The organism is Rhodovarius crocodyli (genome assembly GCF_004005855.1).
GTDB classification, from domain to species: domain Bacteria; phylum Pseudomonadota; class Alphaproteobacteria; order Acetobacterales; family Acetobacteraceae; genus Rhodovarius; species Rhodovarius crocodyli.
On record NZ_SACL01000010.1, the window covers coordinates 64,622 to 86,168 of the forward strand.

Annotated in this window: 17 protein-coding genes and 2 tRNA genes; 15 read left to right on the plus strand and 4 right to left on the minus strand. The window is 71.6% G+C overall.

Annotation, left to right across the window (positions count from 1 at the left end):
• Window position 1: 1 nt before the first annotated feature.
• Window positions 2-901, plus strand: a complete 900-nt coding sequence (locus EOD42_RS21670; protein WP_127789683.1) for an NAD(P)-dependent oxidoreductase — start codon at window positions 2-4, stop codon at window positions 899-901.
• Window positions 902-986: 85 nt separating this feature from the next.
• On the plus strand, window positions 987-1,952 hold the full coding sequence (locus EOD42_RS21675; RefSeq protein ID WP_127789684.1) for a Bug family tripartite tricarboxylate transporter substrate binding protein: 966 nt from the start codon (window positions 987-989) through the stop codon (window positions 1,950-1,952).
• A 121-nt stretch (window positions 1,953-2,073) separates the two neighbouring features.
• Here EOD42_RS21675 and EOD42_RS21680 read toward each other — a convergent pair whose 3' ends face one another.
• Window positions 2,074-2,982: an A/G-specific adenine glycosylase gene (locus EOD42_RS21680; protein WP_240655246.1), complete on the minus strand. Its 909-nt coding sequence runs from the start codon at window positions 2,980-2,982 to the stop codon at window positions 2,074-2,076.
• Window positions 2,983-3,085: 103 nt separating this feature from the next.
• Here EOD42_RS21680 and EOD42_RS21685 point away from each other — a divergent pair, with 103 nt between their 5' ends.
• The 4 genes from EOD42_RS21685 (at window position 3,086) to EOD42_RS21700 (ending at window position 10,477) form a co-directional block, all read left to right on the plus strand.
• The gene (locus EOD42_RS21685) at window positions 3,086-3,595 is read left to right on the plus strand and encodes a DUF721 domain-containing protein (protein ID WP_240655247.1); all 510 of its coding nucleotides are present in this window, start codon (window positions 3,086-3,088) and stop codon (window positions 3,593-3,595) included.
• Between the two features lie 53 nt (window positions 3,596-3,648).
• A complete protein-coding gene (locus EOD42_RS21690) occupies window positions 3,649-4,266 on the plus strand; it encodes a thioredoxin domain-containing protein (RefSeq protein WP_127789686.1) in 618 nt (205 codons plus the stop codon).
• A 2-nt stretch (window positions 4,267-4,268) separates the two neighbouring features.
• Window positions 4,269-6,353, plus strand: coding sequence for a multicopper oxidase family protein (locus tag EOD42_RS21695; protein ID WP_127789687.1), 2,085 nt, complete (start codon window positions 4,269-4,271; stop codon window positions 6,351-6,353).
• Between the two features lie 83 nt (window positions 6,354-6,436).
• Window positions 6,437-10,477, plus strand: coding sequence for an AAA family ATPase (locus EOD42_RS21700; RefSeq protein ID WP_127789688.1), 4,041 nt, complete (start codon window positions 6,437-6,439; stop codon window positions 10,475-10,477).
• A 94-nt stretch (window positions 10,478-10,571) separates the two neighbouring features.
• Here the strand turns inward: EOD42_RS21700 and EOD42_RS21705 are convergent, their stop codons facing one another.
• Window positions 10,572-12,035: a YifB family Mg chelatase-like AAA ATPase gene (locus EOD42_RS21705; protein WP_127789689.1), complete on the minus strand. Its 1,464-nt coding sequence runs from the start codon at window positions 12,033-12,035 to the stop codon at window positions 10,572-10,574.
• 87 nt (window positions 12,036-12,122) lie between these two features.
• On the opposite strand from EOD42_RS21705, the gene EOD42_RS21710 reads away from it, so the two are divergent.
• The 4 genes from EOD42_RS21710 (at window position 12,123) to EOD42_RS21725 (ending at window position 17,250) form a co-directional block, all read left to right on the plus strand.
• On the plus strand, window positions 12,123-12,890 hold the full coding sequence (locus tag EOD42_RS21710; RefSeq protein WP_127789690.1) for an FkbM family methyltransferase: 768 nt from the start codon (window positions 12,123-12,125) through the stop codon (window positions 12,888-12,890).
• 164 nt (window positions 12,891-13,054) lie between these two features.
• On the plus strand, window positions 13,055-14,635 hold the full coding sequence (locus EOD42_RS21715; protein WP_127789691.1) for an ABC transporter substrate-binding protein: 1,581 nt from the start codon (window positions 13,055-13,057) through the stop codon (window positions 14,633-14,635).
• A 4-nt stretch (window positions 14,636-14,639) separates the two neighbouring features.
• Window positions 14,640-15,776 carry an FAD-dependent oxidoreductase gene (locus tag EOD42_RS21720; protein WP_127789692.1) on the plus strand — a complete coding sequence of 379 codons (1,137 nt, stop codon included), beginning with the start codon at window positions 14,640-14,642 and terminating at the stop codon, window positions 15,774-15,776.
• Window positions 15,777-15,846: 70 nt separating this feature from the next.
• Entirely contained in the window at window positions 15,847-17,250 is a 1,404-nt protein-coding gene (locus EOD42_RS21725) for a M20/M25/M40 family metallo-hydrolase (protein WP_127789693.1), read from the plus strand.
• Window positions 17,251-17,321: 71 nt separating this feature from the next.
• Here the strand turns inward: EOD42_RS21725 and EOD42_RS21730 are convergent.
• Window positions 17,322-17,396, minus strand: a tRNA-Gly gene (locus EOD42_RS21730).
• Between the two features lie 35 nt (window positions 17,397-17,431).
• Window positions 17,432-17,506 (minus strand) — tRNA-Gly (locus EOD42_RS21735).
• A 139-nt stretch (window positions 17,507-17,645) separates the two neighbouring features.
• On the opposite strand from EOD42_RS21735, the gene ribH reads away from it, so the two are divergent.
• Genes ribH through EOD42_RS21760 form a run of 5 tightly spaced genes read left to right on the plus strand, consistent with a single transcriptional unit; the run spans window position 17,646 to window position 21,525 of the window.
• Window positions 17,646-18,155 (plus strand): 6,7-dimethyl-8-ribityllumazine synthase, encoded by a 510-nt coding sequence (gene ribH / locus EOD42_RS21740; RefSeq protein ID WP_127789694.1) that lies wholly within the window; start codon window positions 17,646-17,648, stop codon window positions 18,153-18,155.
• Window positions 18,152-18,631, plus strand: a complete 480-nt coding sequence (nusB, locus tag EOD42_RS21745; protein WP_127789695.1) for a transcription antitermination factor NusB — start codon at window positions 18,152-18,154, stop codon at window positions 18,629-18,631. The genes ribH and nusB overlap by 4 nt, the downstream gene beginning before the upstream one ends.
• The gene (gene thiL, locus EOD42_RS21750; protein WP_127789696.1) at window positions 18,628-19,551 is read left to right on the plus strand and encodes a thiamine-phosphate kinase; all 924 of its coding nucleotides are present in this window, start codon (window positions 18,628-18,630) and stop codon (window positions 19,549-19,551) included. Before nusB ends, thiL begins: the two co-directional genes overlap by 4 nt.
• Complete coding sequence (locus tag EOD42_RS21755) at window positions 19,544-20,755, plus strand: MFS transporter (protein WP_127789697.1); 1,212 nt, start codon at window positions 19,544-19,546, stop codon at window positions 20,753-20,755. The genes thiL and EOD42_RS21755 overlap by 8 nt, the downstream gene beginning before the upstream one ends.
• Window positions 20,752-21,525: a class I SAM-dependent methyltransferase gene (locus EOD42_RS21760; protein WP_127789698.1), complete on the plus strand. Its 774-nt coding sequence runs from the start codon at window positions 20,752-20,754 to the stop codon at window positions 21,523-21,525. The genes EOD42_RS21755 and EOD42_RS21760 overlap by 4 nt, the downstream gene beginning before the upstream one ends.
• Window positions 21,526-21,547: the final 22 nt, after the last annotated feature.

Below are 21,547 nucleotides of genomic sequence, written 5' to 3' on the forward strand. Positions count from 1 at the left end.
GATGGCCACCCGTATCGGCTTCATCGGCATCGGCAACATGGGCTGGCCCATGGCGGCCAACCTGGTCGCCAAGGGCTTCGATGTGGCGGTCGCTGACGTGGACCCCGCCCGCACGGCGAAGTTCGCGTCCGAGGTCGGTGGCCGCGCGGCCACCGATGCGGCCGATGCCGCGAAGGGCGCGGACGCCGTCGTCGCCATCCTGCCGACCAGCAGGCAGGTGACGACCGTCGCCGCCGCCGTGAAGCCCGCCATGGCCCAGGGCACGCTGTTCATCGACATGACCAGCGGCCAGCCCGGCGCCACGCGCGTCATCGCGGCCGACCTGGCAGCCGCCGGCATCACCATGCTGGATTGCCCGGTCAGCGGCGGCGTGCCGCGCGCCAAGACCGGTGAGCTGGCCATCATGGCGGGCGGCGAGGATGCGGCGCTGGACCGTGCCGACCCGATCCTGAAGGCGATGGGCACCTCCATTCATCGCTGCGGCGGCATCGGCGCCGGCCAGGCGATGAAGGCGCTGAACAACCTGGTCAGCGCCGGCGGCTTCCTGATCGGGATCGAGGCGCTGATCATCGGCCAGCAGTTCGGGCTCGACCCCGCGCTGATGGTCGATGTGCTGAACTCCTCCACCGGCATGAACAATTCCACCCAGAAGAAGTTCAAGCAGTTCGTGCTGTCACGGCGCTTCGACAGCGGCTTCGGGCTGGAGCTGCTGGTGAAGGACCTGACCATCGCGCTGGAGGTCGGCCGCGACGCCGGCATCCCCACCCCGTTCTCGGCCCTGTGCCGGGAGCTGGTGGCATCGGCGGCCAAGGCGCTGGGCCCGGGCGAGGACCACACGGCCGTCGCCAAGCTCTCGGAGCAGCTGGCCGGCACCACGCTGGGCGGCGGCAACCGAGGGTAAAACGATTGCCTGGCCATCGCGGCAATGCTACCGCGATGGCCGAGGCAACGCGCAGTTCACGGGCATCTCCTGCCGAGGTTGGCCCATGATCCGTGTTTCGCGCCGCGTTCTGCCCGCCCTGTTCCTCGCCGCGCCCATGCTTTCTCCTGCCAGGGCGCAGTCAGGCAGCATCCGTATCGTCGTGCCGTTTCCGCCCGGTGGCATCACCGATGTGCTGGCCCGCGCGCTGGCCCAGCAGATGACGCCCGTGCTGGGCAGCACCGTGGTGGTGGAGAACCGCCCCGGCGCCAATGGCAGCATCGGGGCCAATGCGGTCGCGCGCTCCGCCCCTGACGGGCACACGCTGCTGCTGGGCGTGACCGACACCCACGCGGTGAACCCGGCCGCGATGCGCAACCTGCCTTATGACGCGCTGGCCGATTTCGCCCCCATCAGCAACATCACCAATGTGCCGCTGGTGCTGGCCGCCGGCCCGACGCGGGCCGAGCTGACCGACCTGCCGAGCTTCATCGCCGCGGCCAAGGCGGCACCCGGCGTGCTGACCCATTCCAGCTGGGGCGTCGGCAGCACCTCCCAGATCGCGATGCTGCGCCTGGCGGAGGCCGCGGGCTTCGAGGTGCTGCACGTGCCCTTCACCGGCGCCGCTCCGGCCGCCCAGGCCCTGGCGGCCGGCCAGGTGGACAGCATGGTGCTGCCCGCGGGCGCCGGCGAGGCGCTTTCCCGCGACGGGCGGGTGCGGTTGCTGGCCGCGCTGTCTCCACAGCGCCTGTCGCTGTTGCCCAACCTGCCCACGCTGCAGGAACAGGGGGTGGCGCTGTCGGTCTCGATCTTCCAGGCGGTGTTCGCGCCGGCCCGCACGCCCGCCGCGATCATCACGCGCTACAATCAGGCGATGGGGGAGGCATTGCGCTCCGCCCCCATGCAGGAGGTGCTGCGCGCCCAGGCCGCCCTGGCGGATTTCACCACGCCGCAAGGTCTGACGGACCTGGTGAAGCAGGAGCAGGAAGCCTGGGGGCGGATCGTCAGGGCGGGGAATATCCGGCTGGATTAGATCTTCTTTTTTTGAAGAAAAAGAAGCGAAAATACTTGTCGAATTTGGGGTCGCGCTTGACGATGAGGGCGCGCCCCAAACTGCCAAAAATTTACTGGTTCTTTTTTCCAAAAAAGAACATTCACTCCAACGCCAACAGCTTGCGCATCACCGTCGGCATCCCCGCCTCATTCCCCAACGCCGTCAGCCCCGGCGGCAGCGCCGCCACACGGCCCACCAGCAACCGCAGCGCCAGTTCCCGATGCGTCAGCGCATGGCTGGCCAGGCCGTCGGCCTCGCGCCAGTTCACGCCCTGGGCCGGGGCATGGGGCATGGCCTCGGATGCGCTCCAGGGCGTGTCTCGCCAGGGGGTGCCGGGCAGTTCCCACATGCCGCCGAACAACCCCTCGGCCGGGCGCAACCGCACGCCGATGGCGCCCGAGGCATCGCGCAGCAGGAAATGCACGCCATGCAGCACGGGGCGCGCCTTCCTGGCAGGCTTTACCGGCAGCTCGGCCTGGATGCCCTGCTTGCGCGCCCGGCAATGCGCCATCCAGGGGCACAGCGCGCAGGCCGGGTTGCGCGGGGTGCAGATGGTGGCCCCCAGGTCGAACAGCGCCTGGGCGAAATCGCCCGGCACGGCGCGCGCGGCGGGGTCTGCCATGAAGCCCCCGGCCAGGCGCCCCAGCAGCGGGCGCGCGGCCGGCAGCGGGGTCTCGACGGCCGCCAGCCGGGCCATCACGCGCTCCACATTGCCGTCCACCGGCAGGACGGGCTCATGGAAGGCGATGGCCGCCACGGCGGCCGAGGTATAGGCACCGATGCCGGGCAACTCCCGCAGCGCGGCCGCCGTGCGGGGAAAGCCGCCCCGCCCCGCCACCGCCTTGGCCGCCGCATGCAGGTTGCGGGCGCGCGCATAGTAGCCAAGCCCCGCCCATTCCTCGGCCACCGCGCTCCATTCGGCCTCGGCCAGGGCCTCCACGGTCGGGAAGCGCGCCAGGAAACGCGCATAGCGCGGGCCCACAGTCGCCACCGTGGTCTGTTGCAGCATGACCTCCGAGAGCCATATCCGGTATGGGTCGGTTTCCCCGCGCCATGGCAATTCCCGCTTCTGGCGCGCATACCACGCCAGCAGATCGGCAGCCGGAGGCAGGGTGAAGGCAAAAGGTTCAGGCAAGGGCGAGGCACCGGCAGGCAAGACTGCCCCCTTACCGCCCTTCCAGCGCCATTTCCACGGCCCCCAGGCGCTGTCGGCACTGGTGGCGCCGCTGACGCGGCCTGTTCTGCGCAAGATGCACCCCGGCAGCGCGCAGGTGATCGCCGATTGGGAATCGCTGGTGGGCGCGGGGCTGGCCGCGCGCACCCGGCCGCGCCGGCTGGAACGCGGCGTGCTGACCATCGCCTGCGCCGGCCCGGTGGCCATGGAACTGACCATGCTTGCGCCGCAGGTGATCGAGCGCATCAATGCGGGCCTCGGCCGCGCCGCCGTGAAGTCCATGCGCTTCATCCAGGCCGCCCTGCCCGCCCCGTCGCCCCCACGGCCCCAGCCCGCCCCCGTGCCCCTGCCGCCCGATGTCTCCGCCCGGCTGGAGGCCACGCCGGAGGGGCCGTTGCGAGAGGCCCTGGCGCGTCTCGCGGCGGGGGTCTATCGAAGCGCCAAGTGATCCCTATCTAAACGCAGGCCCGGCCAGCGCCGGGCGGCATGACGGAGACCCCGATGGCTGTGACCACCCGCCGTACCCTGCTGGCAGCCCCCGCGCTGCTGGGCGCCCCCGTGCTGCTGGGCGCCACTGTCGCCGCCCGTCCGGCCCTCGCGCAGGACGCGCGCATGGCCGAGCGTTCGGCGGGCCCCGCCAACGCGCCTGTCGTGGTCACGGAGTTCTACTCCCTCACCTGCTCCCACTGCGCGAACTTCCACGTGAATGTCTGGCCGCAGGTGAAGCGTGAGCTGGTGGAGACCGGGCGCATCCGCATGGTGTGGGCCGACTTCCCGCTGGACGAGATCGCGCTGCGGGCGGCCATGGTCGCGCGCTCCCTGCCGGCGGACCGGTACGAGCCCTTCGTCTCCACCCTGTTCGCCACGCAGAACCGCTGGGCCTTCGGCGGCGACCCGATGGCGGGTCTGGCGCAGACGGCAGCACTCGCCGGCATGCCGCGTGCCCAGTTCGACCAGGTGGTGGCCGACCAGGCCCTGCAGCGCAGCATCCTCGAAGCCCGCCTGGCCGCCCAGAACCGCCACTCCATCCGCGCGACGCCGAGCTTCCTGTTCGGTTCCCGCCTGGTGGCGGGCGGCATGTCCTTCGACGACTTCAAGGCGAACGTCCAGCGAGGCTAGCCATGGCATCACGCATCTTCGTCCTGTTGCTGGCCCTGATCGCGGTGCCGGCCGCGGGGGCGGAGCTGCGTGAGCCCCGGATACTGGCCGCATCGCCCCAGCCCGACAGCGCCTGCGGCCCGGGGCCTGCCATCGGGCTGCTGCTGCGCGAAAGCCTGCGGCCGGATGTCGGTCCCTATGCGGTGGCGCTCTCGGGCTATGGCCAGGGCGCGGACCCCGCCGCGGACCGCTATGCCCCCTTCATGCTGCGGCTGGCGGGCGGGCAGCGCGCGCGGATCGCGCTGCGCAACGGGCTGGTCGATGAACCCGCCAACCTGCACACCCATGGCCTGTTCACCGCCCCGCGCGCGGAAGCGCCCTGCAATCTGGGCGACTATTCCCTGTTCAACGCCGAGGCCCAGGGCAGGCTCGATTACCGCATCGCCCTGCCGGCGCAGCTGCCCGGGGCCTCATTCGGCCGGGCAGAGCGGCACGTGGCCTATCCCCGGGGCCTCGCCTGGTTCCACGCCCATGTGCATGGCCTGTCACGCGACCAGGTGGCCAACGGCATGGCCGGGCTGATCGCGGTGGGTGACCCGCTGGCCGCCGTGCCGCGTGCGCTGCGTGACGGCACGGATGTGCGCCACCTGGTGCTGCGCGACATCCAGCTGACCGTGCCCGACTGCCCGGCAGCGGGCCGCACCCAGGCGGGGCTGGCCTGCGAGCCGGGCCGCCCGCTGCTGCCCGGCACGCTGCCCGACGGCGCCGCGGTGCCCGCCCGCTTCGGCGTCGCGGGTGCCGAGGATGCGAGCTGGAACCCCTCGCTCTGCGGGGATTTCGACAGCCCCGGCGAAGCCCCCGAGGACAGCGTGCTGGGGCCGGGCTTCTGCGCGCGCGCGCAGCAGGCCACCGGCCGCCACGCGGTGTGGCTGTTCACCGTGAACGGGCAGTGGATGCCCGACATTACCATGGCGCCGGGGCGTCGGATGCTGCTGCGCATCTCCAACTTCTCGCCTTCCGTCACCTACAACATCGAGATCGGCGCGGAGGGCGGCCCGCCGCTGCCGCTCACGCTGCTGGAAATGGATGGCGGGCTGGCGGGCACCGCCTCGGAACAGCCCGGCCCGGCACGGCGGGTGATGCTGATGCCCGGCGCGCGGGCCGAGATCCTGCTGGCCGCCCCCGGCCGGCCGCTGCCGCCCGGGCCGCTGCGGCTGCGCACCACCGGCATGGTCGCCGCCGCCACCGGGGCGGAGGCCGATGTCTGGCCCGCCATGGCGCTGGCCACGCTGCGCGTGCCGCGCCAGGCCCCGCCGCCCGCCCCGCCCGTGCCCGGCTGGCCCTCCGCCAGGCGAGAGGCCCCGGCGGTCGCCGCCACGCCGCGCCCGGCCTGGCTGCCCGAGAGCTGCTCCATCCTGCCGCCCGGCGAGGGCTGGCGCCGGCGGATCACCTTCGACATCCGCCGTGGGGAGGAAGGCGAGGCCTTCCTGATGGGCCAGGAGGTGGTGGACCGCGAAGGCCGCCCCTATCCCTGGGACCCGGCCCAGCCCGCCATCGGGCGCGGCTGGCTGCCGGAACCCTGGCTGGCCCATGGCCGCCATGCGGGCGACCAGCCCCTGCCCGGGCACCGCATCTGCCCGGTGCGCGGCCGGGGAGAGGTGTGGGAGGTGGTCAATCTCTCCGCCGAGTTCCACAACCTGCACATCCACCAGGGCAGTTTCCGCCCGGCGCGGGCGGCAGACCCGGGCGCGCCCGCGGGGCTCGGCGACGCCATCCAGGACCCGGACGGCCAGTTCACGCGGCATCTGGGCCAGCTGCTGGATATGGCGGGCAGCTGGCATGACAGCGTGGCGGTCGCGGCCCGGGCGCCGGGGGGCGAGACGCCGCGCAGCTTCATCTACCTGCCCTTCGCGGCCGCCCAGCAGGAGGGGCTGTACCCCATTCACTGCCATATCCTGGAACATGAGGATAAGGGCATGATGGCGCTGGTGCAGGTACTGCCCCCGGCGCCCGAGGCCGGTGCCCGGCTGACGGACTCCCAACTGCTGGCCATGCTGGCCTCCGGGACCGACGCCCTGCCCGCCATGTGCCTGCCGCTTGCCCGGTGATGGACAGCGGCGCCCCTGCCTGATACGGCCCCTCTGATGCGCAAGCCTCCACCCCCCGGGCCTGCCTCGGCCCCTGGAGGGGCATGAGCGACACGCCGGACATCGCCGCCGAACCCGCCGAGGAGCCCCGCCGCCTCTCGGCCCGGCTGGCGCGCATCCGCATCGCGGGGTTCAAGAGCTTCGCTGAATCCACCCTGGTCGAGATCCTGCCGGGGCTGACCGGCATCGTCGGGCCCAATGGCTGCGGCAAGTCCAATGTCGTGGAATCCCTGCGCTGGGCCATGGGCGAAAGCTCCGCGCGCTCCCTGCGCGGGGGCGAGATGGACGACGTCATCTTCGCCGGCACCTCCACCCGCCCGGCCCGCAACCTGGCCGAGGTGACGATCTTCCTGGAGGACGCGCCCGGCGTGGCGCCAGCGCCGCTGGAGAAGGAACAGGAGCTGGAGATCACCCGCCGCCTGACGCGCGGCGAGGGCAGCAACTACCGCATCAACGGGCGCGAGGTGCGCCAGCGCGACGTGCAGACCATGTTCGCGGACCTCGCCTCCGGCCCGCGCGCCAACGGCATGGTCAGCCAGGGGCGCGTGGCCCAGCTGATCGCGGCCAAGCCCGAGGAACGCCGCACCGTGCTGGAGGAGGCGGCCGGCATCTCCGGCCTGCGCGCCCGCAAGCATGAGGCCGAGCTGAAGCTGCGCCAGGCGGAGAACAACCTCTCCCGCGCCGACGACCTGGTGGCGCAGCTGGAAGCGCAGCAGGAAAACCTGGGCAAGCAGGCCAGGCAGGCCGCGCGCTACCGCAACATCTCGGGCCTGATCCGCGATGCGGAGGCGGCGCTGCTGGCCTTGCAGGTGGCGCGCGCGGCGCTGGCCCTCGATGTGGCGGAAAAGGCCGCCGCCGAGGCCCGCGCCACCACGAAATCTGCCGAGGCCGAGGCCGAACGCTCCACCATCGCGCATTACGAGGCCGAGCAGGCCATCCCCGCCCCGCGCGCGGCCGAGGCCGACGCCCGCACCGCCCTGGAGCGCCGCCGGATCGAGGCCGAGGGTGTCGAGGCCGCCCTGGCCCGCGCCGTGGCCGCGCTGGAGGGCGCGACCGGCAGCGCGGCCCAGATCGCCGCCGACCTGGCCCATGCCCAGGCGGTGGAGGAGGACGCGCGCGGCAACGAGACGCGTCTGGCACGCGAGGATGGCGGGCTGGCCAGCGCCGAGGCCGCCCTGCCCGGCCGGCTGGCCGAAACCGAAAGCCTGCTGTCCGCTGCCGAAACCGAGGCTCGCGCGCGGGAAACCGCGACCGAGACCGCCACCCAGCACGCCGCCGAGGCCGCCGCCCAGGCCAACCAGGTGGCCTCCGAACTCGCCTTCGCCGAGCAGCGCCATGCACGGCTGGCCGAACAGTCCCAGCGGCTTGCCACCGAGCATGCCGCCGCCGAGGCGGCCGCCGTGCCGCCGGAGGCCGTCGAGGCCGCGGCCGGTGCCGTCACCACGGCCGAAACCCGCCTGACCGACAGCCGCGCCGCGCTGGAGGCCGCCGAGGCACAGCGCTTGGCCACCGCTGCCGCGCTCGCCGAGGCCGCCCGCGCCGCCACCGAGGCCGCCGCCGCCGAGGCCCGCGCCCGGCGCGATGTCGATGCCGCGCAGTCCCGCACCCGGCGCGGCGCGGAGCAGCTGGCCCAGATCACCGCCCAGCATGACGCGGCCCTGCGCGGCCGGCTCGCGCCCGAGGCGCTGGCGGCCGCTGAGGCCGCGCAGGCCCGTGCCGACAGCGCCGCCGAGGAAGCCGGCCGGGCGCTCTCGGCCGCCACCGCCCGCCGCAGCAGCGCGGCCGAGGCACTGGCGGAAGCCCGGCGCGCGGCGAATGAGGCCGAGGCCGCCAGTGCCCGCATCGCCGCCGAGGCCGAGGGCATCGCCGCCCTGCTGAAAGGCGGCGGCGAGAAGCAGGAAGCGCCGATCCTGGACGCGATCTCGGTGCCGGAGGGGCTGGAAGCGGCGCTCGGCGCGGCGCTGGGCGATGCGCTGGAATCAGGCCGCGACCCCGCCGCCGCGCGGTTCTGGCGCAGCCTGCCGGCCCTGGCCCAGCCCCCCGCCCTGCCCGCCGGCGCCACGCCGCTGGCCGGCCTGGTACAGGCGCCGCCCGAACTGGCCCGCGCCCTGTCGCAGATCGGGCTGGTCGAGGCCGAGGGCGCCTCGCTGCAAGCCGCGCTTGCCCCTGGCCAGGCGCTGGTGGACCGCGGCGGCCGGCTGTGGCGCTGGGATGGCCATACCCTGGCCAAGGGCGGCGCGAATGCCGGCGCGGCCCGGCTGCAGCAATTGGCCCGCCTGCGCACCGCCGAGGCCCGGCTGGGCAGCGCGCGAGAAGCCGCCCGCACCGCGCTCGCGGCCCGCGAGGCCGCCCAGCGCGAGGAAGCCACCGCGCTTGCCGCCGAGGGCGAGGCCCGCCGGGCCCGCGACGCCGCCGACACCAGCGCCCGCGACGCCCGCCGCGCCGCCGCCGACCTCGCGGCCCGCCACGCCGCCGCCGAAGGGCGCATCGCCGCGCTGGCGCCCCAGCTCTCGCGTCTCTCGGCCGAGCAGAAGGAGGCGGAGGCCGCCGAGGCCGCCGCGCGCGCGGCCCATTCCGCCCTGCCCGACACCCCCGTGCTGGTCGCCCGCCGTGCCGAGGCCGAGGGCGCGGCCCGCGCCGCAGAGGCCGCCGAGCGCGCCGCCCGCGATGCCCGCCGCAGCGCCGAGACCGCGCTGGAACAGGCCCGCTCCCAGCAGGCGGCGCTGACCAGCCGCGCGGCGGCGGCCACCGCGCGCCTGTCGGGCCTTGCCCCGCAGCGTGAGCGCTTGGCGCAGGAGCTGGCCGATTCCGATGCGGCGCTGGCCAAGGCCCGCGCCCAGCGCGCGGCCCTCCCGGATCTGGCCTTGGCGCGCGAAGGGGTGGAGGCCGCCCGCCGCGCGCTTTCCGAGGCCCGCACCGAGGAGAACCGCCACCGCGCCGATCGCGCCGCCCTGCTGGCCGAGCGCGACCGCCTGGCGGAGCGCCGCCGCGCCGCCGCCGAGGAACGCACCCAATGGGCCACGCGGCGCGCCGATGCCGCCGGCCGGGTCGCCGCTCTGGTCAGCCGTGCCGAGGCGGCGCGGGCCGAGGTCGAGCGCCTCTCCGAAGCCCCTGCCACCGCCGAGGCCGACCGCGCCGCCGCCGCGCGCCGCCTGTCGGAGGCCGAGGCGACCCATGCCGCCGCTGCCTCGGCGCTGGCCGCCGCCGAGACCCGCCTGCGTGACGCGCAGGAAGCCCGCCGCCTGGCCGATTCCCGCTTCGCCGCCGCGCGCGAGGGCCAGCTGCGCACCGAGGCCGCAGAAGAAGCCGCCCGCACGGCGGCCATCGCCCTGGCCGCCCGTGTGACCGAGCGCCTGGGCGAGGACGCCACCCTGCCGGAGCCCGCTGAAGCGCCCGGCGAGGTCGCCGAGGACCGCGCCCGCCGCAAGCTCGACCGCCTGACGCGCGAGCGCGACGAGATGGGCCCCGTGAACCTGCGCGCCGAGATCGAGCTGGAGGAGGTCGCGACCCGCATCGCCGATGTGGCACGCGAACGCGAGGAGATCGGCGCCGCCATCGCCAAGCTGCGCGGTACCATCGGCCATCTGAACCGCGACGCGCGGGAACGGCTGAAGGCCGTGTTCGACCGCGTGGACAATGAGTTCCGCACCCTGTTCACCCGGCTGTTCAACGGCGGCCGGGCCCACATCGCGCTGGTCGGCAATGAGGACCCGCTGGAAGCCGGGCTCGAGATCTATGCCGAGCCGCCGGGCAAGAAGCTCTCGGCGCTGTCGCTGCTCTCGGGCGGTGAGCAGGCGCTGACCGCCTTGTCGCTCATCTTTGCCGTGTTCCGCTGCCAGCCCGCGCCTGTCTGCGTGCTGGACGAGGTGGATGCGCCGCTGGACGATGCGAATGTGGAGCGCCTGTGCGACCTGCTGGACGCGATGGCGGAGGACGGCAAGACGCGCTTCCTGGTCATCACCCACCACGCGCTGACCATGGCGCGCATGCACCGGCTCTATGGCGTGACGATGCAGGAACGCGGGGTGTCGCGGCTGCTGAGTGTGGATCTGGGGGCGGCGGTGGCGATGGTGGAAGAAGGGTAAGGATCTTCTTTTTCTGTAGAAAAAGAAGCAAAAAGACTTTTGTAAGTTTTAACTACCAGAAATTTTTTGGTTCTTTTTTATAAAAAAGAACATTTCAACGCCTGAGCCGAAAACTCAGCGCCTCCGCCACATGCACCCGCTCTATACTGTCGCTACCCGCCAGGTCCGCAATGCTGCGCGCCACCCTGATCGCGCGCAGGAAGCCACGCGTGGAAAGGCGCAGCTTCTCGGCCGCCGTCTCGGCCAGGGTGCGGGCGGCGTCGGTCAGGGTGGCCTCGGCGGGCACCGCGCCGCGTCCGGCCGCCGCCGCCCGGGCCCCGGCCACGCGCGCCGCCACCACCGCGCTGGTCTCGCCGCGCGGCGCGCGGGAGAGCTCGGCATGGGCGATGGGTTGCACCTCGATGGAAATGTCCATGCGGTCCAGCAGCGGGCCCGACAGGCGCGACAGGTAGTCCTCGCCGCAGCGCGGGGCCTTGTTGCACTCGCGCGATGGGTCGCCCAGATAGCCGCAGCGGCAGGGGTTCATGGCCGCGATGCACTGGAAGCGCGCGGGCCAGGTGACATGGGCGCTGGCGCGGGCGATGCGCGCCTCGCCGCTTTCCATGGGCTGGCGCAATGCCTCCAGCGCGGGGCGCGCGAATTCGGGCCATTCGTCCAGGAACAGCACGCCGTGATGGGCCAGGCTGATCTCACCGGGGCGGGCGCGCGGCCCGCCGCCGACAAGGGCCGGCTGGCTGGCCGAATGATGTGGCGCGCGGAAAGGCGGGCGCTGCAGCAGCCGGCCATCCCGCAACAGCCCGGCCACGGAATAGACCAGCGAGACCTCCAGCGCCTGGGCCGCGGTCAGCGGCGGCAGCAGCCCGGACAGGCGCGCCGCCAGCATCGATTTGCCGGAGCCGGGCGGCCCCTGCATCAGCATGTTGTGGCTGCCCGCGGCCGCTACCTCCAGCGCGCGCTTGGCGGTCTCCTGGCCGATCACCTCCGACAGGCAGGCCACGGCTTCCGGCGCGCCGCCCAGCACCGGCGGCGCGGGCGGCTCCAGCGCCTGGGTGCCGCGCAGGTGGTTCAGCAACTGCATCAGGTCGGCGGGCGCCAGCACCGTGACGCGCCCCGCCCAGGCGGCCTCGGGCCCCTGCGCCTCGGGGCAGATCAGCCCGAGTTCCCGCTGCGAGGCACCGAGGGCTGCCGCCAAAACGCCCGCCACCGGCTGGATGGAGCCGTCCAGCGCCAGCTCGCCCATCGCCGCGAAGCCGCCCAGCTCCTCGACGGGCACCACCTCCATCGCGGCCAGCACGGCCAGCGCGATCGGCAGGTCGTAGTGGCTTCCTTCCTTGACCAGGTCGGCGGGCGCCAGGTTCACCAGGATGCGCTTGGGCGGCAGTGAGAGGCCAAGCGCGGTCAGCGCGGCGCGCACCCGTTCCCGGCTCTCCGTCACGGCCTTGTCGGCCAGCCCCACCATCAGGAAGGCGGGCAGCCCGGAGGAGATCTGGACCTGGACTTCCACGGGCACGGGGTCGATCCCGGCAAAGGCGAAGGTGGTGATCCGGGCCGCGCTCATGAAATCCTGATAACGTTCGTCAATTCGGCCATGGTGCAGCGCCCCCAGCCCTCGCACAAGCGTGAGGGGCATGGCATGCGCTGATCCATGAGCCGCAGCCTCGCCCGCACCCTGCACCGCATCGCCCGGCTGGCCACTGCGCCATTGCGGCAGGCGCGCCGGGCCTCGACCCTGGCGCTGCTGCACGAGGCGACTTTGCAGCGGGTGGAAGTGCCGAGCAGTGCCGGCCCGCTCACGATCATCTGCCCCAGCAACCGGTCGCTGCATGACCCCTATGGCTTCGGCCGGGATGAGCCCGAGACGGTGGCCTGGATCGAGAGCCTGCCCGCCGACGCGGTGCTGTGGGACATCGGGGCGAATGTCGGCCTCTACACGGTGTTCGCCGGCAGGCGCGGCCTGCGGGTGCTGGCCTTCGAGCCCTCGGCCCAGTCCTTCGCGGCCATGCAGCGCAACCTGGAGGCCAACGGGCTGGACGGCGTGGTGGAGGCCTATTGCCTCGCGCTCGACGCGACACCGGGCCTGGCGCGGCTGGCCATGCATGCCAGCGAGGCCGGGCACGCCATGCACGGCATCCGCGGGGTGCAAGGCGCGCGCTTCAGCCAGGCGGTTCCCGCCATCAGCGTGGACGGCTTCGTGCTGGGCTTCGGCGCCACGCCGCCCACCCACATCAAGCTGGACGTGGACGGCATCGAGCCCGCCGTGCTGGAGGGCGCGCGGGAAATGCTGCTGCGCCATGTGCGGGAAGTGCTGGTGGAGTTGGAGGGCGAGAACCAGCGCCTGGTGCCCGGCTACCTGGCCTCGCTCGGCTTCAATGAGGTGCCGGGCGAGGGCCGCAACCGGCTGTTCCGCCGCTAGGCGCGTTTCCCATCATTCGCTTAGCTTCGAACAAAAGCGATTGACTCGTCACAGACAGGTTTCACTATGACCGCGCCGGGGGAAACATCCCGGCATGGGGTCGCGCAGTAGCAGGGCATCACCCACACCGATCCGGGCACCGGGCCTGGACGCGGAGGTTCCCGATGTCGCGAGCTTGGCTGCTGATCTGCGCGCTGACCCTGCCCCTGCTGGGCCCTCTCGCAACCGCCCAGGCACGGGAACTGCGTTTCTCCTTCCAGTCCGACATAGCGAGCCTGGACCCGCATTTCTTCGACCACGCCTTCACCCAGGGCTTCCTGGCCAATGTGTATGAGGGGCTGACGCGCTGGGACGACCAGCTGAACGTCGAACCCGCGCTGGCCACGTCCTGGCGGCAGGAAAGCCCGACGGAATGGGTGTTCAACCTACGCCAGGGCGTACGCTTCCATGACGGCCAGGCGATGACGGCCGATGATGTGGTGTTTTCCTATGAACGCGCGATGGGGCCGGATTCCGGCTATCGCGGCCTGACGTCGCCGATCCGGAACGTGGAGGCGATCGACCCCGCGACGGTGCGCGTCACGCTTAACCGGCCCTACGCGATCCTGCCGCGGATGACGACGAACATCATGATCATGAGCCGCGCCTGGGCGCAGGCGAACGGCGCGCTCACCTCCTCCAACCTGCGCACCAACACGCGCAACTTCGCGGCGGCCAACGCCAACGGCACCGGCCCCTACCGCGTCACGGCGCATGAACCCGACAGCATGACGCGCCTCACGGCCTTCGAGGGCTGGTGGGACCACGACAACCGCGGCGGCGTGCCGGAGGCGACCTTTCGCCCCATCCGCAATGCCGCGACCCGCGTGGCGGCGCTGCTGTCGCGCCAGGTGGACATGATCTGGCCGCTGCCGGTGGCCGACATCCCGCGCCTGCAGTCCAGCCCCGGCTTCAGCGTGGCCGTGCGTCCCTCGGAATGGGTCATCATGCTGCGGCTGAACCAGAACCCGGAGCGGCGCCCGGCCCCTGGGGTCAATGCCAACCCTTTCGCCGATGTGCGCGTGCGTGAGGCCGTCTACCGCTCCATCGACATGGCCGCGATCCGCCGCACCATCATGCGCGGCCATTCGGTGGATACCGGCCTTCCGGTCGCGCCCAACACCAGCGGCTTCGTGGCGGCGCTGAACCAGCGCCCCGCCGCCGACCCGGCCCGCGCCCGTGCCCTGCTGGCCGAGGCCGGCTATCCGAACGGCTTCGCCTTCACCCTCGATTGCCCGAACGACCGCTTCATCAATGACGAGGCGATATGCCGCGCCATCGTCCCCATGCTGGCGCGCATCGGCATCGAGGCGACGCTGGCCACCCGCGGCACCGCCCAGCATTTCGGCCGGCTGCAGCGCATGGAATCCGATGCCTTCATGGTCGGCTGGGCCTCGGCCGGCGTGAAGGACGCGCACAACCTGCTCAGCCAGCTGTTCGCGACGCGCAGCGGCAGCATGGGCGCCGTCAACTACGGCGAGTTCAGCGATCCGGAACTGGACCGCACCATCGAAGCGGTGGGCGCCGAATCCGACCCCGTGAAGCGGCAGGAACTGTTCGCCCGCGCCTGGACCATCCTGGGCCGGGACTGGGGCGTGATCCCGCTGCACATCCAGCCCAGCGCCTGGGCCTACAGCGCCGATCTGGAGACCCTGCAATTGCCTGACGACAACATGCGTCTGTGGCGGACGCGCTGGAGGAACTGAGAGAATGCCCATCGGTCATGCGGAGATTTCCGGCGCGGGAGTAGCAGGGCTGATCGCGGCCGCGGCCCTCGCGCAGCGCGGCTGGACGGTGCGCGTGCATGAGCGCGCGCCGGACCTGCGCAACTTCGGCGCCGGCATCTCCTGCTGGTACAATTTCGTGAAGGTGCTGAAGGCGGTCGATGCCTATCAGGAGGCGCAGGAGCGCTGCCGCCCCTTCTACATCCGCGAGACGCGTGATGAGCGGGACCGAGTCCTCTACACCATCAAGGCCACCGAGAAGCCCGGCGAGCGCACCTTCAGCCTGACCCGGCGCGACCTGCTGGCAGCACTCGCCAACGCGGCGCAGCGGGCGGGGGTGGAGATCGTCACGTCCTCGCCCGTCATCGGCGCGGATGCCGACGGTGCGCTGCTGGTCGAGGGCGGCAGGCGCTATCCGGCGGATCTGGTGATCGGCGCGGACGGGGTTAATTCGCCGGTGCGTGATGCGCTGGACCTGCTGAAAAGCCGCAAGAAGATGGGCCAGGGCGCGATCCGCCTGCTGATCCCGCGCACGGAGGAGGAGAAGACTTCCGAGCGCGGCAAGAAGGGCATCGAATACTGGTCCGGGGCGCGGCGGCTCTACTACACCGCCTGCAACCCGGATGAGGTGTATCTGGCCTTCATGCTCTCCCCCAAGGACAGAGAGGGCAGCGCGGTGCCGATCAACAAGGAGAGCTGGATCCGCTCCTTCCCCTTCCTGGAGGAGCTGATCAGCCGCGTGGGCGACCAGGGCCGCTGGGACGAGTTCGAGGAGATCGCGCTGAACAACTGGTCGCGCGGGCGCGCTTGCGTGGTGGGCGACGGCGCCCATGCCATGGCCCCCAATATCGGCCAGGGCGGCGGCATGGCCTCGGTCAACGCCCTGGCTTTGGCGGTGCATGTGACGGAAGCGAAGACGGTCGAGGAAGGGCTCGCCACCTGGGAACGGGTGGAGCGGCCGCTGACCGACTACACTCAGCGGATCTCCAACTGGTACGGGCGCATCAACGATGTGCCGGCCTTCATGCGCGCGCCGCTGATGGTGGCCTGCGGCAAGTCCAAATGGATCGTGGGGCTGCGGCAGAAGCCCGCGAACCACACACCCACGGGCTATGTGCCGTAGACGGCTCCGGCCTGATTGCGCCGCCGCCCCGATGGCCGCACCATCGCCCGGTCCATGGCGGGAGGCAGCGATGAGCGAGCGTGTGGCGACCTATCTGGCGGGCGAGAAGGACGCGATCCTGGAGCGCCTGCTGACCTTGATCCGCTTCCCCTCGGTCAGCACGGACCCCGCCTTCGCGGAGGGCATGAAGGGCGCGCGGGAATTCCTGCTGGACCGGCTGCGCGCCATCGGCATGCAGGATGTGCGGCTGCTGGAAGCACCGACCGGCCAGCCCGCCGTCTATGGCGCCTGGACCGGCGCGGGGCCCGACAAGCCCACCATCATGGTCTACGGCCATTACGACGTGCAGCCGGCGGACCCTTACGAGCTGTGGACCACGCCCCCCTTCGAGCCCACGATCCGCGACGGCCGGATTTATGCGCGGGGCGCCAGCGACGTGAAGGGCTCCACCACCATCGCGATCGAGACGGTGGCGGGTTTCCTGGCCATCGAGGGCGGCTGCCCGGTCAACATCAAGTTCTTCCTGGAAGGCGAGGAGGAGGTCGGCAGCCCCTCCCTGATCGACATCATCGCCGCGCATCGCGACCTGCTGGCGGCCGATGCCATGATCTCGGCCGATGGTGGGGGCGCGGCCGGCAAGGTGCCGGTGCTGAATATCGGCTGCCGGGGCATCACGGCGCTGCAGTTCAGCCTGCGCACGGCCTCCAAGGATGCCCATTCGGGCAAGGTGGGGGGTGCCATGCGCAACGCCCTGCATGAAATGGCCCGGCTGGTGACCACCCTGCATGACGAACAGGGGCGCGTGGCGGTGGCCGATTTCGAATCGGGTGTGGCACCGCTGAGCAATGCCGTGCGGGCCGAGAGCGCCTCCCTGCCCATGGACGAATCGGCCTGGTACGAGAGTTTCGGCGCCGCCCCCTTCGGTGACCCCGCCTATACGGTGCGGGAGCGCACGACCCTGCGCCCGACGGTGGAAGTGAATGGCATGTGGGGCGGCTATACCGGCCAGGGCGGCAAGACCGTCACCCCCGCCGAGGCACATGCCAAGCTGACCATGCGGCTGGTGCCCGGCCAGGAGCCCGCGGCGGCACAGGCGGCGGTCCGGGCGCATCTGGAAGCCCATGCCGGGCCCGGCGTGGCGCTGGAGTTCAACTACAAGCCCGGCGGCACGCGTGCCTATACGCTGGGCGCCGAGCACCCGCTGCGCGCGGCCACCGCGGCGGTGCTGCGGCGCGAGAAAGGCGGTGAGCCCGCGGTGGCGCGGCTGGGCGGCACCGTGCCGATCACGACCATATTTCAGGAGGAGCTGGGCATGGACAGCCTGATGTTCGGCCTGGCCAGCGCCGATGAGGACGCGCACGCGCCGAACGAGTTCTTCCGGCTGTCTTCGCTGGAGGAAGGGCTGCGGCTGTGGCCGTTGCTGCTGAGCGAGCTGGGGAAGGTGCCGGCCGGGGCGTTTCGCGACGCCTCGTGAGGAATCGGTCACGGCATGTCGCTGCCCCACTGGCAGCGGCGACGTCCAATGTCCTGAATGTGCTGGAAAACTGGAGCGGGCGAAGGGATTCGAACCCTCGACCCCGACCTTGGCAAGGTCGTGCTCTACCCCTGAGCTACGCCCGCATACCAGTTTGCACTGGCAGGGTATCTTCACCGACTGGAGCGGGCGAAGGGATTCGAACCCTCGACCCCAACCTTGGCAAGGTTGTGCTCTACCCCTGAGCTACGCCCGCGTTCCGTTCGGTGGCGGGCTTTTGACACAGGGTTTTCGGCGTCGCAACCCCTCCCCCCGCATCATCCCCCGCTTTTTGCATGCGCGTTACGCTGCCCCCTGGCTTGCCGATACGCCCCCGCATCTGTCACATCCTTTCCATGAGCACCGCCGACGCCCCTTCCCGCCAGGTTCCGGCCATTCCCGGACCCGCGCCCCGCCTCCTCTGCATCCAGGCCCCCTATTACGCGGCCGTGGTGGAGGGCATGCGACAGGGCGCCCTGGAAATGGCGACCGAAGCCGGCGCCACCATGGAAACCGTAGACGTCGCGGGCGCCTTCGAGCTGCCGGCGGGCCTGCGCCTGGCCATCCAGTCCATGGAGAAGGGCCACACCCCCTGGGACGGCGTGCTGATCCTGGGCTGCGTGGTGAAGGGCGACACCGACCATTACGACCACATCTGCCGCGAGGCGTGCTCCGGCGTGATGAACATCACGGTCGAGACCGGATTTCCGGTGGGCTTCGGCCTGCTGACCGTGCATTCCCTGGCCCAGGCCGAGGAACGTGCCGCCCCCGGCCCCCACAACAAGGGCAAGGAAGCCATGTTCGCGCTGCTCACCCAGATCGCGCTGCGCCGCCAGTGGGGTCTGGCCCAAGGGAGCGAAGCATGAGCCAGGCACCCAAGGGCCGCCCCCGCACCGGCGCCCGCGTCGCCGCCGTCCAGGCCCTGTTCCAGTCCGAGGCTTCGGGCGAGAGCGCCGAGACGGTGATGAACCAGTTCCTGCGCCACCGCATCGGCCCCCAGGCCGGCGAGAGCTTCGATGACGGCCGCGTGGCCGAGGCCGATTCCGCCCTGTTCATCTCCATCGTGAAGAAGGCCGGCACGCACAGCGTGGACCTCGACGCTATCATCAGCACGCATCTGGCGGCCGGCTGGCCCATCACCAAGCTCGACCCGGTGCTGCGCGCCCTGCTGCGCGCCGCCGCCGCCGAGCTGCGCGACGGCAAGGAGCCCCCTGCCCGCGTCATCATCCGCGAATACCTCGACATCGCGCACGGCTTCTTCACCGGTGAGGAACCGCGCTTCGCCGCCGGCGTGCTGGACGCGCTGGCCCGCACGCTCCGCCCGTCCGAGTTCACGGGGTGACCCTCCCGCCCGAGTTCGCCCTCATCGCCCGGCATTTCCGGCCGCTGGCGGGAGAGGGCGCGCTGGGGCTGACGGATGACGCGGCACTGCTGGCCCCGCCGCCGGGCCGCGAACTGGTGCTGGCCGCCGATGCCATGGTGGCCGGCGTGCATTTCCTGCCCGACGACCCGGCAGAGACCATCGGCCGCAAGCTGCTGCGGGTGAACCTGTCCGATCTCGCGGCCATGGGCGCCGACCCGCTCGGCTACCTGATGACCATCGCCCTGCCGCGCGGCACCCCTGATTCCTGGCTGGAGGCCTTCACCCTCGGCCTCGCGCGGGACCAGGCGGAATACGGGCTGTCGGTGCTGGGCGGGGACACGGTCTCGACCCCCGGCCCGCTCACGCTCTCCCTCACGATCCTGGGCACGGTGCCCCCCGGCCAGGCGCTGCGGCGGTCCGGCGCGCGCCCGGGCGACGAGATCTGGGTGACCGGCACCATCGGCGACGGGCATCTGGGCCTGGCCGCCGCGCGCGGCACCCTGGCAGACCCGGACGGCTATCTGGCGGACCGCTACCGCCTGCCCCGGCCCAGGCTTTCCATCGGGCGCGCGCTGCGGGGCGTGGCCACCGCCTGCATGGATGTATCCGACGGGCTGGTTCAGGATCTCGGCCATCTGTGCCGCGCCTCAGATTGCGGCGCCGTTATCCACGCTTCATCGATTCCCCGTTCGCCCGCCGCGCAAGATGCTGATATTTCGGCCCTAATAACGGGCGGCGATGATTACGAGCTGCTCTTCGCCCTCCCCCCCGGCTCCCTGCCTTCCGGCATGGCCGCCACGCGCATCGGACAGTTCACAGCGACTTCCATGGATGTTGTTGTGCTGGACGATGCCGGCCGGCCCATGCCGCTGACACGGCAGGGATGGAGCCATGTCTGACGCCACCACTCTCGATACTGCCGCTGAGCGGCGCATGCGCATCACTGTCTGGCGGTTGTTCTTCTGCCAGGCGCTGATGCAGGCCTCCGTCGTGGGGCAGGTGGCGATGTCGGGCATCGTGGGCGCCAGCCTGTCGGGCAGCACCTTCCTGGCCACCCTGCCCATGGCGATCCAGATGCTGGCCGTGATGCTGGCCTCCATCCCCGCGGGCATGATCTTCGCGCGCTTCGGCCGCAAGGCCGGCTTCAACATGGGCGCCGTGGCGTCCCTGGTGGGCAGCCTGCTCTTCGCCTCAGGCGTGTATCAGGGCAGCTTCCTCATCTACTGCATCGGCTCCGCCTTTGCCGGGGTGGGCTTCGGCATCGCGCAGCATTATCGCTTCGCCGCCGCCGAGGTGACGCCGCCCGCCTTCCGCGCGCGCTCCATCTCCCTGGTCATGACCGGGCCCATCTTCTCCGCCGTGCTGGGGCCGGAGCTGGTGAAGGGCACCTTCGACCTGTTCCCGCCCTTCCTGTTCCTGCCGACCTATCTGTGCCTGGCCGTGCTGCCGCTGGCCTGCCTGACGCTGCTGGCGGGCACGCAGCTGCCCGCGCCCCCGCCCCGCGCGAAGGTCGCGACGCCCGTGGCCGATATCATCGCGCGGCCCGCCTTCGTCACGGCCGTGGTCGCGGGGCTCGTCGCCTATGGCACCATGAACCTGCTGATGACGGCGACCCCGCTGGAGATGCGGCTGTGCGGCTTCGAGCTGACGGCGCCCGTCACGGTCATCCAGTGGCATGCGCTGGCGATGTTCGCCCCCGGCTTCATCACCGGCCGCCTCATCACGCGCTTCGGCATGCGCCCCGTCATCCTGGCCGGCGTCGCGCTCAACATGGCCTGCGTGGCCGTCACCCTCAGCGGCGAGACCTTCTGGCACTTCATCGCGGGGCTGATGCTGCTGGGCGTGGGCTGGAACTTCATGTTCGTGGGTGCCACCGCCCTGCTGGCCACCAGCCATTCCCCGCAGGAACGCATCCGCGCCCAGACCGCCAATGACCTGATCGTCTTCGGCACGGTCGCCTGCACCGCCCTGTTGTCGGGCATCGTGCATGACCAGCTGGGCTGGACGGCCATCAACATCGGCGTGCTGCCGGGCCTTGTCGTCGCCCTCGCCCTCATCGCCTGGCAGCAGCGCCAGGCCTCTCGCAAGGTGCAGCCCGCATGATGCACTACAGCAACTGGAAGGCCGCGCATGACGGCGTGACCGGCTGGTTCTCCGACATGTCGGCCGGCATCGTCGATGCCTTCCTGGACTACCAGGACCAGAAGGGCATCCCCGGCGACCTGATGGAGATCGGCGTCGCCCACGGCCGCAGCGCGAGCCTGATCAACCTGCACGCCCGCACGCGTGAGCATTTCATCGCGGTGGACTGCAACGCCCCCCTGCTGGAGGAAGCGGCCGCCCTGCTGCGCGGCCAGGGCACGGGCCAGGTCATCGTGCATGGCTGCGATTCCCAGGCCCTGCCGGCCGAGGATTTCCGCCAGGGCTGCGTGCGCTTCATGCACATCGACGGCGATCACGGCCGCGGCGCGCTGCTGAACGACCTGACCATCGCCGACCAGGTGGTGGGCCCCGAGGGGCTGCTGGTGCTGGATGATTTCCTGGCGCCGCAATACCTCGCCGCCACCGCCGGCGTGTTCGAGTGGCTGACCCTGCACCCCAAGCGTTTCGAGATGGTGCTGGCCGGCCACAACAAGGCCTATCTGGCCCGCCCCGAGGCCGCGCGTGACTACCTGTTCTTCATCCGCGACCAGCTGCCCGCCCAGCTGCGGGCGCGCGGCACCACCGACTTCACCTTCTGGCGCATGGCCGAACCCGAGGACTGGCGCGGCTTCGGCGTGGCCGGCCGGCAATGGAACCGGGATTTCGTGGGCCTGCGTGAGGATGTGAACGAGCCCGAGCGGCCCGCCGCCGAGCGCTTCGCCATCTTCTGAGCCGGGCTTCAGGCCCGCCCAT

What these genes read in the sequence shown, in the direction of transcription:
- nusB (WP_127789695.1), top strand. Translation starts at nt 18,152, where the DNA reads ATGAGCCAGGCACCCAAGGGCCGCCCCCGCACCGGCGCCCGCGTCGCC.
- EOD42_RS21755 (WP_127789697.1), top strand. Translation starts at nt 19,544, where the DNA reads ATGTCTGACGCCACCACTCTCGATACTGCCGCTGAGCGGCGCATGCGC.
- EOD42_RS21680 (WP_240655246.1), bottom strand. Translation starts at nt 2,982, where the DNA reads ATGCTGCAACAGACCACGGTGGCGACTGTGGGCCCGCGCTATGCGCGT.
- EOD42_RS21710 (WP_127789690.1), top strand. Translation starts at nt 12,123, where the DNA reads ATGAGCCGCAGCCTCGCCCGCACCCTGCACCGCATCGCCCGGCTGGCC.
- EOD42_RS21690 (WP_127789686.1), top strand. Translation starts at nt 3,649, where the DNA reads ATGGCTGTGACCACCCGCCGTACCCTGCTGGCAGCCCCCGCGCTGCTG.
- EOD42_RS21715 (WP_127789691.1), top strand. Translation starts at nt 13,055, where the DNA reads ATGTCGCGAGCTTGGCTGCTGATCTGCGCGCTGACCCTGCCCCTGCTG.
- EOD42_RS21725 (WP_127789693.1), top strand. Translation starts at nt 15,847, where the DNA reads ATGAGCGAGCGTGTGGCGACCTATCTGGCGGGCGAGAAGGACGCGATC.
- EOD42_RS21695 (WP_127789687.1), top strand. Translation starts at nt 4,269, where the DNA reads ATGGCATCACGCATCTTCGTCCTGTTGCTGGCCCTGATCGCGGTGCCG.
- ribH (WP_127789694.1), top strand. Translation starts at nt 17,646, where the DNA reads ATGAGCACCGCCGACGCCCCTTCCCGCCAGGTTCCGGCCATTCCCGGA.
- EOD42_RS21675 (WP_127789684.1), top strand. Translation starts at nt 987, where the DNA reads ATGATCCGTGTTTCGCGCCGCGTTCTGCCCGCCCTGTTCCTCGCCGCG.
- EOD42_RS21700 (WP_127789688.1), top strand. Translation starts at nt 6,437, where the DNA reads ATGAGCGACACGCCGGACATCGCCGCCGAACCCGCCGAGGAGCCCCGC.
- EOD42_RS21670 (WP_127789683.1), top strand. Translation starts at nt 2, where the DNA reads ATGGCCACCCGTATCGGCTTCATCGGCATCGGCAACATGGGCTGGCCC.
- EOD42_RS21705 (WP_127789689.1), bottom strand. Translation starts at nt 12,035, where the DNA reads ATGAGCGCGGCCCGGATCACCACCTTCGCCTTTGCCGGGATCGACCCC.
- EOD42_RS21720 (WP_127789692.1), top strand. Translation starts at nt 14,640, where the DNA reads ATGCCCATCGGTCATGCGGAGATTTCCGGCGCGGGAGTAGCAGGGCTG.
- EOD42_RS21760 (WP_127789698.1), top strand. Translation starts at nt 20,752, where the DNA reads ATGATGCACTACAGCAACTGGAAGGCCGCGCATGACGGCGTGACCGGC.